This is a genomic window from Stenotrophomonas sp. PS02301 (assembly GCF_029959485.1).
In the GTDB taxonomy this organism is placed as follows: Bacteria; Pseudomonadota; Gammaproteobacteria; order Xanthomonadales; family Xanthomonadaceae; genus Stenotrophomonas; species Stenotrophomonas maltophilia_Z.
Window position 1 is genome coordinate 1 of sequence record NZ_JASCOO010000044.1, and the last position, 12361, is coordinate 12361.

11 protein-coding genes are annotated in these 12361 nt (G+C 69.2%); 2 read left to right on the plus strand and 9 right to left on the minus strand.

Translation table 11 applies throughout. The features are described from left to right. Positions 1–234 precede the first annotated feature (234 nt). From QMX81_RS12070 to QMX81_RS12085, 4 genes are all read right to left on the minus strand, one after another. The gene (locus tag QMX81_RS12070; protein ID WP_121038627.1) at positions 235–654 is read right to left on the minus strand and encodes a VOC family protein; all 420 of its coding nucleotides are present in this window, start codon (positions 652–654) and stop codon (positions 235–237) included. Further along, positions 651–1730, minus strand: coding sequence for a serine hydrolase domain-containing protein (locus QMX81_RS12075; protein WP_152154215.1), 1080 nt, complete (start codon positions 1728–1730; stop codon positions 651–653). Before QMX81_RS12075 ends, QMX81_RS12070 begins: the two co-directional genes overlap by 4 nt. Before the next feature lie 19 nt (positions 1731–1749). After that, a complete protein-coding gene (locus QMX81_RS12080) occupies positions 1750–3666 on the minus strand; it encodes a DUF885 family protein (protein WP_152154213.1) in 1917 nt (638 codons plus the stop codon). Between the two features lie 131 nt (positions 3667–3797). Then, complete coding sequence (locus QMX81_RS12085; RefSeq protein ID WP_070425632.1) at positions 3798–4475, minus strand: DUF502 domain-containing protein; 678 nt, start codon at positions 4473–4475, stop codon at positions 3798–3800. Positions 4476–4574: 99 nt separating this feature from the next. On the opposite strand from QMX81_RS12085, the gene QMX81_RS12090 reads away from it, so the two are divergent. Further along, positions 4575–5846 carry a hypothetical protein gene (locus tag QMX81_RS12090; RefSeq protein ID WP_282261811.1) on the plus strand — a complete coding sequence of 424 codons (1272 nt, stop codon included), beginning with the start codon at positions 4575–4577 and terminating at the stop codon, positions 5844–5846. Between the two features lie 22 nt (positions 5847–5868). Here the strand turns inward: QMX81_RS12090 and QMX81_RS12095 are convergent, their stop codons facing one another. The 5 genes from QMX81_RS12095 to trxA all read right to left on the minus strand — a co-directional run bounded on the left by QMX81_RS12095 (position 5869) and on the right by trxA (position 11549). After that, complete coding sequence (locus QMX81_RS12095) at positions 5869–6597, minus strand: hypothetical protein (RefSeq protein WP_121038615.1); 729 nt, start codon at positions 6595–6597, stop codon at positions 5869–5871. 51 nt (positions 6598–6648) lie between these two features. After that, the gene (locus QMX81_RS12100) at positions 6649–7113 is read right to left on the minus strand and encodes a DUF4442 domain-containing protein (RefSeq protein ID WP_121038612.1); all 465 of its coding nucleotides are present in this window, start codon (positions 7111–7113) and stop codon (positions 6649–6651) included. Positions 7114–7182: 69 nt separating this feature from the next. Beyond that, complete coding sequence (locus QMX81_RS12105) at positions 7183–8814, minus strand: CHASE2 domain-containing protein (RefSeq protein ID WP_282261817.1); 1632 nt, start codon at positions 8812–8814, stop codon at positions 7183–7185. After that, the gene (locus QMX81_RS12110) at positions 8811–10433 is read right to left on the minus strand and encodes a FecR domain-containing protein (RefSeq protein ID WP_152154221.1); all 1623 of its coding nucleotides are present in this window, start codon (positions 10431–10433) and stop codon (positions 8811–8813) included. Before QMX81_RS12110 ends, QMX81_RS12105 begins: the two co-directional genes overlap by 4 nt. 252 nt (positions 10434–10685) lie before the next feature. After that, positions 10686–11549, minus strand: a complete 864-nt coding sequence (gene trxA, locus QMX81_RS12115) for a thioredoxin (RefSeq protein WP_121038603.1) — start codon at positions 11547–11549, stop codon at positions 10686–10688. A 128-nt stretch (positions 11550–11677) separates the two neighbouring features. Between trxA and QMX81_RS12120 the strand changes: the two genes are divergently transcribed. Further along, positions 11678–12289, plus strand: a complete 612-nt coding sequence (locus tag QMX81_RS12120; protein WP_152154207.1) for a DUF998 domain-containing protein — start codon at positions 11678–11680, stop codon at positions 12287–12289. The last annotated feature ends 72 nt before the right edge of the window (positions 12290–12361 follow it).

Genomic DNA, 12361 nt, shown 5'->3' on the forward strand with positions numbered 1-12361 from the left:
CTATCCAGTTACCATGGCGGTTCTGGGGGGGGTGGGGCTCCCCGCGGCGGGGGGCGCCGGCGGCGGCGCTGGCCGACATCGCGGCCATCATCAGCGGCAGCGCCAGCAACAGGGTCTTGAAGGTCTTGCGCATGTTCCCCTCCCAGGGATGTCCGTGAACGCCGGCGCAGGTGGCCGGTACAGGGCCGACTGTATACCCATTCGCTCCGGTACGGAACGTGCCGGGTGCACGCTTCAGCCCGCGTCGGCCGGGATCTCGTACAGCTCCAGCGGCAGGTCGTCCGGGTCGGCGAAGAAGGTGAAGCGGCGGCCGGTGTACTCGTCCACCCGGATCGGTTCGCAGGCCACCCCGGCCGCGGTCAGGCGGGCGATCATGGGCTCCAGCGTGTGCACGCGGAAGGCCAGGTGGCGCAGGCCCTGCGCCTCGGGGCGGCTGGGCCGTGTGGGCGCGCCCGGGAACGAGAACAGCTCCAGCTGGCTGCCATCGGGCAGGGCCAGATCGAGCTTCCAGGAGTCGCGCGCCGCGCGGTGGTTTTCGGCGATCACCTGCAGGCCGAGCACCCGGGTGTAGAAGTCTCTGGAGCGGGCGTAATCGGCGCAGATCAGGGCCACGTGGTGGATGCCGATCAGTGGGGAAGTGTCAGAAGCGTTCATTGCAGAGTATCCAGCCAGCGCCGGGCGATCTGCAGCGCCAGCGGATAGGGTTCGGGGGCATTGCGGTTGCTGAGGACGATCACGGTGAGGCGCTGCGCCGGATAGCGCAGGATCACGTTGCGGAAGCCGATGCTCTCGCCGCTGTGCCACTGCGCGCCACCGTTGAGCCGCCAGCCGAAACCGTAGAACGGCACGTCCGTCTCGGCGGTGGGGGTGGCAGGGGAGAACATCTGCTTCAACGATGTCGCCTTCAACAGGCGCTGGTCATACAGCGCCGCATCCCAGCGCGCCAGGTCATCCAGCGAGGAATACACGCCACCATCGCCGAGCACTGCGCTGGTCGGGCTTTGATCGGTGCGCTGCCAGCGCCCGTCGCGCTCGCTGTATCCATAGGCGCGGCGCGCGATATCGTCCACGCCGTCCTGATGCGCCACGCTGTCGCGCATGCCCAGCGGCAGGAAAATCCGCTGGCGCAGGAAGCTGGCGAAATCGGTGCCGGAGGCCTTGCCGACCACCAGCGCCAGCAGCGCGTAGCCGCTGTTGCTGTAACGGTAGGCTGTGCCCGGTGCAAAGTACGTCCGATCCTGGCCTTCCAGCAGGTGCAGCACATCCGGGTCACGCACCTGCGCGGACGCGTCGGTGGCCATCAGGTCTTCGTAATCGATCAGGCCGCTGGTGTGGCTGAGCAGCTGGCGCAGGGTGATGGCATCGGCGGCCGCCGGCAACGAGGGCAGCCAGCGCTTGAGTGGGTCATCCAGGCCCAGCGCACCATCCTCGGCCAGCAGCAGGATCGCCGCGGCGGTGAACTGCTTGCTGACCGAGGCCAGGCGGAAATTGGTCTGCGCGGTCACCGCGGTGCGATCTTCCAGCACCGCCAGCCCGTAGCCGCGCCGGAACACCGGCTGGCCGTCGTGCAGCACCAGTACCGCCGCGCCGGGGACCTGGCCGTCGTAGCGCTGCATCAGCGCATCGATGCCCGGATCCGGTGGCGTCAGCACCGGCGCTGCGATGACGGTGCCGCTGCCGGCGATGCACATCGCGCTGATCCACACACGCAGATGCCCGACGATGTGCATGCTCGGTTTCCTTCAGGGTTCAGGGCGCGGGCGTGGCCGCGCCACTCTGGCTGGCGATCCAGCGGGCGATCTTGGCGTCCAGAATATCCAGCGGCATCGAGCCGTCGCGCAGCACTTCCTCATGGAAGCGACGCGCGTCGAAACGTGCCCCCAGTGAGGCCTTGGCCTTGTCGCGCAGCTCCATCATCTTCAGCTCGCCCAGGCCATTGGCCAGGGTCTGCCCGGGCAGGGCCATGAAGCGCTCCACTTCCGCGGTGGCATCGCTGGCGCTCATGTCCGCGGTCTTGACCAGATAGTCCACGGCCTGGCGCTTGCTCCAGCCCTGCGCGTGCACGCCGGTATCGGCGGACATGCGCGCGGCACGGGTCAGCGCGGCCTGCAGATAGCCGATCCGCTCGTAGGGATCCTGATAGACGCCCAGTTGCTCACCCAGCGATTCGGCATACAGGCCCCAGCCCTCCACGAAGGCGATATCGCCGCCCAGACGACGGAAGCGTGGCAGCTTGTCCAGCTCCTGTTGCAGGCCCAGCTGCACGTGATGGCCGGGAATGCCCTCATGCAGGAACTGCATCGGTGCGGACCAGCGGCGGCGGCTCGGCAGATCGCCGGTGTTGATGTACAGCACGCCCGGGCGCATCCCGTCCGGCAATGGTTGCTGGTAGCTCACCGCCCCGGCGGTGGCCGCGCGTTCGGGCTCGACCGCGCGGATCTCCATCGGGGCCTTGGGCAGCGTGCCGAGCAGCGTCGGCAGGCGCGCGTTGACCTGGCTCTGCAGCTGCTTGTAGCGGTTGAGCAGCGCATCGGCGTTGGCGTACTGGAAATCGCGGTCGGTGCGCATGGTGCGCAGCAGTTTCTGCTGCGAGCCACGGATCTTGTTGTCTTTCATGATCGTGGCGATCTGCGCCTGCAGTGTGGCCACGCGTTGTTCGGCCAGGGCATGGATCTGTTCGGGCGTCAGCGTGGAGGCGGTGCTCTGCACGATGGTCTGCGCATACCAGGCCTTGCCGCCGGGCAGGCCGGCCAGGCCATCGGTGCTGCGCGCGGCCGGCAGGTACTCGGTGGCGATGAAGCCGCGCAGGGCGCGATAGGACGGCATGATGCGGAACTCGATCATGCGCTTGTATTCGGCCGTGATGCGCGCCTTGTCGGCCGCCGGGAAATCGTCGGGCAGATTGCGCACCGGCCCCCAGAAGATGCTCTCTTCCGCGGTCGGCTTGATCACCGCATCCAGCTGCGGCAGTACTTTTTCCATCAGGTCACGCGGTTGCACCACACCGGCGGCCATGCCTTGGCGCATGTTGGCGATGGCCTGCTCGAACAGGGCCGGAATGCCCAGCGAGCGGCGCGACCAGCCATCGTAATCCTGCACCGTGTTGAACGGCTGCGCACCGGAGCCGGAGCCGAGAATGGCCATGATGCTGCCGAGGTTGTAGTACTGGCTCACCGGCAGCATCCAGCCGGGGAACTGCTCGGCGGCCAGCGACATGCGCGCGTCGCGCACGAAGATTTCGTAGCTGAGCAGGTCCTGGCCGGTCAGGCCGTCCGGCCCGATCTTCTCGACCTTGCCCAGCCACTCCACGGTGAAGTCATGCGACTGCTGCCGGTAGGCGGCGGAAAGAATGTTGGGCAGCTGATCGTTGTGGCGGCTGTCGCCCTGGAAGGTGGCCTGCAGCGGATTGAGCCGCATCGAGGCATCCCAGTACTCATCGTAGATCCGGTCCAGCTGCGCGGCCTTGGTCTGCTGGCGCACCAGCGGCTGGCGGGCAGGGGCGGCGGCTGGGCGTGCACGCGGCTTGGCCTTGGGCTTGGCAGCGGGCCGGGACTGGGCCGCTGCGGGCCGGGTGGCCTTCTTCTTGGCAGCTTCGGCCGGAGCGGCAGCGCTGAAGGCCATCAGTACGGCAATGGCAAGCGCCAGGGCGCGGGCGGGGTGGGGCATCGGCTGTTTCCGTAAACGCACAGACACGGGAGCTTGCCCGATTCGCCTGCGTACGGCCAGCATCGGCCCCCGGTCAGGTTTGTCATGTACGGCGGCCAGTCAGCTGCGGCAGCATGCTGCTGCCGCGATGCTCAACGATCGCCGGCGCGGGTGAACGGCATGGTTTCCGGGGCGACCGCGCCGCCGGAGATGATGAAGCTCATCGCCTGGTCCACGGTCCAGTCGGTGGGCGTGAGCAGCTCAACCGGCACGATTTCCAGATAGCCCGAGGTCGGATTGGGGGTGGTGGGTACGTATACGGCGGCCAGCTCGCGGCCGCTGCCTTCTTCCTTCATCACCCGCGTCACCAGGCCGACCGACTTCATGTCGCGATGCGGGAAGTCGATCAGCACCACACGCTGCGTGCTGCCCGGTTCGGTCTGCAGCATGTCCAGCAGTTTCTTGGCGCTGTCGTAGATGATGCTGGCCAACGGGATGCGCTTGATCACCGCACCGAACCAGCGCAGCAGGCGCTGGCCGATCACGCGGCGGCTGAGTACGCCCACCGAGAGAATCACCAGCAGCGTGGCGGCCAGGGCGATGATGTCCTGCATCCACTCGACCTTGATCCAGCCCAGGTAATGCGGGAACGAGGCGGCGATCTGCTCGGAGAGCGGCACCACCAGCGGGCTGGAAATGCCCGAAAGCAGCACGAACACGAATTTGACCACCACCCAGGTCAGCCAGATCGGCAGCAGGGTCAGCAGGCCGGTCAGGAACAGGCGCTGCAGGGAGGGACGCGGAACGAGTTGGGGGGCTTCGGGCGACATCTGCGCATTGTAGCGGCGGCGATGCCCGGTTTACGCTGCCCATCCCCGCAGGACGCGGGGTCTGGGGAGAATGCTGTGGTGAGGAATGGACTGAAATGGGTGGGCATCTCGATCCTGAGCCTGGTGCTGGCCGTGGCGGGGCTCTGGGCGGCTTCGCGCTTCTGGCCGCTGCCGGCCGAGCAGCGTGAGGCGATGCGGCTGCTGCAGGCGCCGCTGCCCAGGCCTGGTGAGAACGGCTTCACCGCGTTGTGGACCCTGCGCTACGACGGCTTGGATGCCCGCGGGCGCGAGACCCTGATCGCACAGGATGTCGAGCGCTGGCGCAACGGCACGCCTGGCCAGCGGCCGCTAGCGTCCAGCGCGGAAGGGCGGTTCCCCGCGGTCCCGCTGTCGGCGCTGGCGCGTTGTGGCCGCCGGGGTGTCGGCTGTCTTGCAGCGGTGCGTGCGGACCCCGAGGGGTTCGCCGCCACGCATGCCGGCCACGATGCGCTTCACCAGCGCGTGGCCGCGCTGGCCGGCTACGGTCACTTCGTCTCCCCGTTCGAGCCATTCGGCACGGACCCGATGGCGCCGCTGCCCGTCTTTCAGCCGCTGCTTGATCCGCTGTCAGCCCACGCGCTGGCGCATGTACGGGGCGACAGTGGCACCGCACTTGCCGGTGCCTGCGCGGACATCCTCAGTGGTCGGGCGATGACGGGGCAGGGCGATACGCTGATCACCAGCATGGTCGGCGCGGCGATGGTGGAGAGCAACGCGCGGCTGCTGGCGGACATGCTGGTTGAACTGCCCGCCGACGCTGCACTGCCTGCGGTCTGCGCGGCGGCACTGGCGCCGATGACGGCCGGCGAGCAGAGCCTGTGCACGGCGATGCGCGGTGAGTTCGCGTTGGCCCGGGCGGGCGTGCGGCCGTCCACTGGGAACCCTGACGACCATCGCCTGTTGCTGGATGTGCCGCGCACTCTGGCGCGCATGGCGCCCCGCTATGCGTGGGCGTGCGCCGCCAGTGCAGAACTGGTAGCAGCGCGCGACGCGCCCACGCCCATTCCCGGGCCCGCGCAGGATCGCTTTGCCTGCATCGCCAATCCGCTGGGCTGTGCCGTGGCCAACATCGGCGGGCCGGACATGCGGCAGTATGCCGGCCGCCCGCAGGATGCCGCCGCGATGCTGCGCCTGGTCGCCGCGCAGCGCTGGCTGCGGCAGCAGCCCACGGCATCATCGCAGACGCTGAAGCGCTTGCCCGAGGCGCTGCGTTCGCCCACGCGCGCACCGGTACTCAGCGACGATGGCCAGTGGCTGCAGGTCGATCGGCGTGTGGAGATGGACGAGGCCGGGCCGACAGTGCAGGTGCCGATGCGCGCGCCCGCACGATAAGAGGCGTGCGGCGACGCAGTGCTTACCGATCCTGCGCCGGACCGAAGGGGTCGAAGTCGCTGCCATCGCCTACCGTCTCCAGCGTCCAGCGGCGTGGCGAGGCGAGGGTCTCCCAGCGCACGCTGTCCTGGTCCGATTCGATGCTGCCCGCGGCATGGCGCACGCGGCGGGTCGAGTAATTGATGCTCAGGCTTTCGGTCTGCCCGGAGTTGCGCATCATCGTGTTGCGGTCATAGCCGATCAACGCGAAGGCACCGTTCTGCCAGCGGAAGGTGTAGCTGGCCGAGCCGGTCGACCAGCTGCCGGCGTTGGAGAAGAAGAACAGCGTGGTGCGCAGCGTGCCGCCCACGATCGATACGCCGTCGCCGTCGTCGAACACATCGGACAGGTTCGGGGCCTCGTGGCGGGTGATCAATGTGTGGTTCTGCGCAGCGAGCGTGTAGCCGGCCGGCGTGCCCCAGGCGATGGCGAGGATGCGTGGATTGCTGTCCAGCGGGCTGATGCCGAAGCCATCGTGTTCGACGATGTTGCGCGGGTCCTGCTGGCGCAGCACCAGAACGAGATCATCGCGCTTGTCGCCGTTGAGATCGCCGCGAAGCTGCTGCTCGATGCGCCATCCTGACGGCACGAAACCTTCGGCCCGGGTGGCGTGGGCGGGCAATACCGGATAGTCGACCGGTGGGATCCGCAGTTCCTGCGCGAACGCGGGCAGGGCAGTGAGCAGCAGGGCAGCGAGCAGGGGCAGGCGCATGGTCGTCCGTGGGGTGAAGCGGGCGCGCGAGCATAGCAAGCGCGCGATGACTCATCCCGCGCGCTGGCGCGCCTCGGGCTTGAGGCGCAGGTAGACCTGCTTGCGCACGCGGGCGATCACTTCGCCTTTCGCATCGACAATGTCATTGCTGAACCAGTGCAGGTACTTTTCCCCGCTGGCAGTGGCCGCACGCAGTTGATCCAGCAGCGCCTCGTCCAGCCGGAACTCGGCAACCACCGTCCCGCGGCCCGGCTTGAGGAATTCGATCTCCCCCGCGCGGTCCCAGACGTAGTAATCGCGCCCCAGGTTCTGCATCACGGTGAGCATCCAGAACGGATCGGTCATCGCGAACAGGCTGCCACCGAAGTGGGTGCCCACGTAGTTGCGGTTCCACGGGCGCATGCGCAGTTCGACGCGTACATGGCGGTAGTCCGGGCTGACCGTGGTCACGTGGATGCCCGTGAACAGGAACGGCGGCCACAGGTTGAGGCCAAGGCGGAAGACGGAGGCCTTCATTCGGATCGCATCTCGGTGCTGAGGGTGACCGGAGTCTACCATTCGCCTGCGTATGGGTGCCTTGGGGGGTCAGCCCGGCCCGCCGTCATCGACCGCATACCCATTCCGTCCGGCTCCCTTGGCCCGGTACAGCGCGGCGTCGGCGCCTTCGAAGAAGTGCCGCGGCTCGGTGCCGGGCGTCGGCACCCGGGTGAACACGCCGACGGTTACCGTGATGTGCGTGGTCGTGCCGTGGCCGGCGGGGATTTCCAGCGCCTGCGCCCGTGCGACCAGATCCTGCACCACCTGTACTGCGCCTTCCGGCGTGGTGTCGGGCAGGATCAGCGCGAACTCGTCGCCGCCAAAGCGCGCGGCCATGTCGCGGGGCCGGCGCGCGTGCGCCCGGATCTCCTGCGCGATCCGGCGCAGCACGGTGTCGCCGGCCTGATGACCGAAATCGTCGTTGTGGCGCTTGAAGTGATCCACGTCGATCAGCACCAGGCTCAGCGGCCGTCCGCTGCGGCGGCCGGCATCGTGCTCGGCCTGCAGGGTCTGCTCGAAGCGCAGCCGGTTGCCCAGCCCGGTGAGTGCATCGCTGTTGGCCTGGCGGCGCCAGGCGCTGACCCGCCACAGCGTCCAGGCCAGGATCACCGCCAGCATGCCGATCAAGGCGGCGGCCGGTGCGAACCACAGGTTGCCGGCGCGCAGCAGCACGAAGCTCGCCAGCAACGTCAACGGCAGGGCGAGCACGCCGCTCAGCCACGCCCGCGGCAGGGTCAACAACAGGCAGCACAGGGCCACCAGCAGCCCGCTGAGGGCGCTCTGCCACGCTGGCGGTAGGGGATTGATCACCTTGTCGGCGAGCAGCATCGAAGCGACGTTGGCCTGGTACTCGCTGCCACTCATCCAGCGCTCGCGGGTGGTTGGGGTCAGCAGGCGCGGCGCGATCCCGCTTGCCGTCATGCCGACCAGCACCAGGCGGCCGCGCAGCAGCGCCGGATCGACCTCGCCGTTGAGCACATCGGCGTAGGAGACCTGCGGGAAGCGTTCGGGCGGACCGGCGTAGCGCACGCGTACGTAGTGGTCGCGGCGCCACTGGTACGGCGACACCAGGTCCGGCTGATCATCGTGCAGCCCGGGCAGCGGGCCGTGGGTGTCCGCCAGCGCCAAGCCAAGGGCCGGCCAGTGCGGTGAGCCGATACCGGCCGTGAGGTACAGGCCGCGGGCGACGCCATCGCCGTCGACTTCGATGTCGCTGTGACCCAGGCTGGCCGCATTGGCGGCGATCAGCGGAATCGGCAGCAGTTCTTCGGCCATGCGCGGGCCACTGGCGGGCGCGGCCAGCACCGGCAGCACCACATGCCCGTTGCGCCGGATCGCCGCCGCCAGTTCGGCATCCTGGGTACTGTCCTGGCGGTCCGGTTCGGACAGCATCAGATCCAGCACGACGCGCGCGGCGCGGGCGTCGGTCAGCCGGTCGAGCAGGCGCGCGTGGGTACCGCGCGGCCACGGCCACTGGCCCAGCTGCTGCAGGCTGTTGTCGTCGATGGCCACGATCAGCAGGCGCGCGTCGGGCGTGTATTCCCAGCCACCGACGTAGGCGTCGTAGACCACCTCATCCTGTTTCCAGAACCACTGCCAGTGACTGGCCGCGACCGCCAGGGCGCCGACCAGTGCGGCCAGCGCGATGCGTTGCGGCCAGGGCAGGTGCAGGGGCGTCACAGCAGCAGCAACAACAACAGCGCACCGCCCCCGGTGGCGTAACAGGTCCGGCACGGCAGGGCGATCTGCTGGGCCGGCGAGAACGGACCGGCGTAACCGTCCTCATCGATGTACTGCACGCGCACGTGCAGCGTGCCGTGCCACGGGCGCTTGATCGAGACCTCCGGCTGGTCCAGTTCCTGATCGAGCAGCGGGGCACGGAAGTCGCCACGACGGTCCAACTGCACGCGATAGCGCTGACCGGGTTCGCCGGCCTGCCAGCGCAGCGTCAGTTGGCCTTTGGCGGCCTCCGGCGGCTGCAGCGCCGGGTCGACCGGTTCGTCGGTGATGGTCAGCGGCAGCGGCTGCCCGAAACGCCCGCGGTCGCCGTTGCGATCCACCGACGCCACGCGCCAGACATACTCGCCCGGGGGGAGGTCCAGGACGGGACGCAGGTGGGTGGCGCGGGTGTCCTGTTCGAGCAGGAGAGGGAGGAACAGCGGATCGCGGGCGATCTGCAGCACCGTGCGCTCGGCCTCGGCCACCCGGGTCCATTCGAAGCGCGGCCGCGCGCTGTTGATGGTCTGGCCATGCAGCGGCCGCACGGTCAGCGGCGCGACCGGCTGGTCACGCACCTGGAAATCCTGCTCGGCATCCAGTCCTTCCACCTGCTCGGCGCTGACCGCGCGGACCAGCAGACGCAGCTCGCCCGGCGGCAGATCGGGCAGGGTGAGTGTGGTGGCGTCGGTATCGCGCGCGAACAGCAGGACCTCCGGCTGGTCGGCGCGGACGACCTCCACCCGGTACCCGGCGGCATCTGTTACCGGCTGCCAGGCCAGCGCCGCGGGCAGGGTGGCCAGCCGCTGCGGTTCGCTCGACAGCACCGGTGCGGGCAGCAGCGCCTCCACGCCGGCCGGGCGTGCGTCGAGCGAGGGGCTGCGGGTGGCCTGGCCGCGGCTGACCAGGCGCTGGCCGCGGGGGTTGCCGACCTGCACGCGGCCTTCCAGCACTTCGGTGGCCGCGCCGCGGCCGTCCTGGCCGGCGCTGACCCGGAAGACGGTGCCACGCACGCTGCTGGTCGCCGTCGGCGCATCGATGATGTAGCGCGAGGCGGGGCCGTTGGCCGGGGTCACCCGGTTGCTGGCGCGCCCCTGTTCCAGGCGCAGGCGGGTATCGACCATGCCGGTGCGGCCGTAGCGGGAGAGCTGGTCGAAGCGCAGGCGCGAACGCTCGCGCAGCTGCAGCCGCGAATCATCGGCAAACACCACGGTGACGCTGGCATCCTCGCCGGTGACCAGTTCCTGCCCGATCCGCAGCAGGTCGCCTTCGATCACCTCGCGATGGGGCTGGCCGTCGGCCTGGCTCTGCACCGGGCCACGCACGGCCAGTACCCGCGCCGGGGCGGGCTGCACCTGCAGCCAGGCGACGGGGAAACGCAGCTGGCTGCCGGGCGGCAGGCGGTAGGGATCGGCGATGCCGTTGTGCGACTGCAGTTGCTCCCAGGCGATGGACGGCTTCAGGTAGCGGGCACTGAGGTCCCAGATCGTGTCGCCGGGGCGGACCCGGTAGGTCCAGTCCTGCGCCAGGACCGGCGCGGCAGACAGCATCATGGCGGCCAGCACCAACAGGCGGGCGGCCATCGGGAAACGGAGGAATCGGGTCAATCTCACGGTCATTCACGGCCCTGCAAGGCGGGGCGCAGCCAAGTAGGCCGCCATGGCCCAGACCTCATCCTCCCCGATGGATCGCAGCCTCCAGTGGGCCGCGGCGGCATTATTGCCCGGGAGTCGTGCAGGGTTTCTGAACGTGATTCACGTCACACATCGAAGTTGCCGGTCTGGATAGGCGGCTTCGTTGGGCCAGCGCCCCCGAAAGGCGCTGGCCGTGGCCGATCAGAACAGCAGCGAGGCCATCCGGCGGCGGTACTGGCCGACCAGGTCTTCATCCTCGATCACTTTGAAGGCATCGATCAGGAGCTTGCGCGGGCGACCGTCGTCGTAGCTGCGGTCGCGGCGCAGCATGTCCAGGAATTGCTCCAGCGCGGCAGCATCCTGCCCGGACAGCAGCAACTGCACGCCGCGCAGGTGGCGCGCCTGCAGATCGTCGCCATTGGCCGCAATGCGCGCCTCCAGCACCTCCGGAGCAGGGGCTTCCTGCAGGGCGCTGGCGAATTCCAGACGGGCGCGGGCGCGCACGGCGCGGTCATCGGTGGAGAGGTTGGCCGGCAGCGCGTCGATCAGGGCGGTGGCCTCGGCGGTGGCGCCGGTCTGCAGCAGGGCCAGGGCCAGATCGAGCTTGAGCTCTTCCTTGTCCGGCTCGGCGGCAATCGCCGCGCGCAGTACATCGACCTGGGCCTGCGGGTCGAGCGGCGGCGCTTCGACGGTTTCTGCCTCGTCCGGGGCCGCTTCAAGCGGGACCACGCCGTGCTGGGTCAGGAACTCGCGCAGTTGGCCTTCCGGCACCGCACCGGGGAAACCGTCCACGATCTGACCGCCCTTGACCAGGAACACGGTCGGCACCGAGCGGATCTGGAAGGCCGCGGCGATCTGCTGTTCCTTGTCGACATCGACCTTGGCCAGCTCGAAGGCGCCGTGATAGTCGCCGGCCAGCTTTTCCAGCATCGGGCCCAGGGTCTTGCAGGGGCCGCACCAGGTGGCCCAGAAATCGACCAGCACGGGGGTCTGCAGGGATTTCTGCAGGACCTCGGTCTCGAAGGTCTCGGTGGTGGCGTCAAAGACGTGGGGCAGATCGCTCATGGTTTCAAATCAACGGGAAACTGGAGAGGAAGTGTATGGTGCCGCCCGCGGCCGGACGCAACCCCACCGGGCGGATTCCGCTTGGAACAGCGACAATGCAGGCCTTCAGACGCAGCCGGGTGAGCCGCATGCAGGGAATCCAACGTTGGGAAGGTGGCCTGGGCATTGCCGCCGCGGTGTTGTTCGTGGGCGCGGTGCTGGGCTTCGGCGCGGCGCTGCCGCTGTTCGATCCGGTCGGCCATCCGGTCGCGCTGCTCGGGGCGATGGACGTGCCGCATGCGCAGGCGTTCAACATGCTCGGTTTCGCGCTGCCCGGCCTGCTCGCCAGCCTCGTTGCGCTGCGCCTGCTGCTGCGGGTGCCGCGCACCGCGCCGTGGTCGATGCGGGTGGGTGCGCAGTTGCTGATGCTGGCCGGCGTCGGCTTCACCGCGATGGGCGTGCTGCCGCTGGATACCCGTGATCTGGACAACCCGGCCAGCCAGTACCACGCCAGTGCCTGGATGGTGTGGGTGCTGGCCTTCGTGCCGGGCGCGATGATGTCCGGGATCGGCGCGCTGCGGCTGCCGGCGTGGCGCGCCGTGGGCGGCCTGCACCTGGCCTGCGGGGTGGGGGTGCTGCTTGCCGCGTTCGCGCTGCAGGCCCTGCTGCCGGCCCCGATGGCCCAGCGCGTGGCCTTCGGGGTCTGGCTGGTCTGGCTGGTGGCGGTGCTGCCGTTGGCGCCCTCCACGCGGCGCACCTGAGCACAGCCGCAGCCGTTGCTGCGCCCCGGCACGCGCCGTGGCGCGCGGCGAGGGCGGAGGTGTTTCGCCAAT

Coding starts and splice junctions, on each gene's coding strand:
- QMX81_RS12070 (WP_121038627.1), bottom strand. CDS start 654: ATGAACGCTTCTGACACTTCCCCACTGATCGGCATCCACCACGTGGCC.
- QMX81_RS12075 (WP_152154215.1), bottom strand. CDS start 1,730: ATGCACATCGTCGGGCATCTGCGTGTGTGGATCAGCGCGATGTGCATC.
- QMX81_RS12080 (WP_152154213.1), bottom strand. CDS start 3,666: ATGCCCCACCCCGCCCGCGCCCTGGCGCTTGCCATTGCCGTACTGATG.
- QMX81_RS12085 (WP_070425632.1), bottom strand. CDS start 4,475: ATGTCGCCCGAAGCCCCCCAACTCGTTCCGCGTCCCTCCCTGCAGCGC.
- QMX81_RS12095 (WP_121038615.1), bottom strand. CDS start 6,597: ATGCGCCTGCCCCTGCTCGCTGCCCTGCTGCTCACTGCCCTGCCCGCG.
- QMX81_RS12100 (WP_121038612.1), bottom strand. CDS start 7,113: ATGAAGGCCTCCGTCTTCCGCCTTGGCCTCAACCTGTGGCCGCCGTTC.
- QMX81_RS12110 (WP_152154221.1), bottom strand. CDS start 10,433: ATGGCCGCCCGCCTGTTGGTGCTGGCCGCCATGATGCTGTCTGCCGCG.
- trxA (WP_121038603.1), bottom strand. CDS start 11,549: ATGAGCGATCTGCCCCACGTCTTTGACGCCACCACCGAGACCTTCGAG.
- QMX81_RS12120 (WP_152154207.1), top strand. CDS start 11,678: ATGCAGGGAATCCAACGTTGGGAAGGTGGCCTGGGCATTGCCGCCGCG.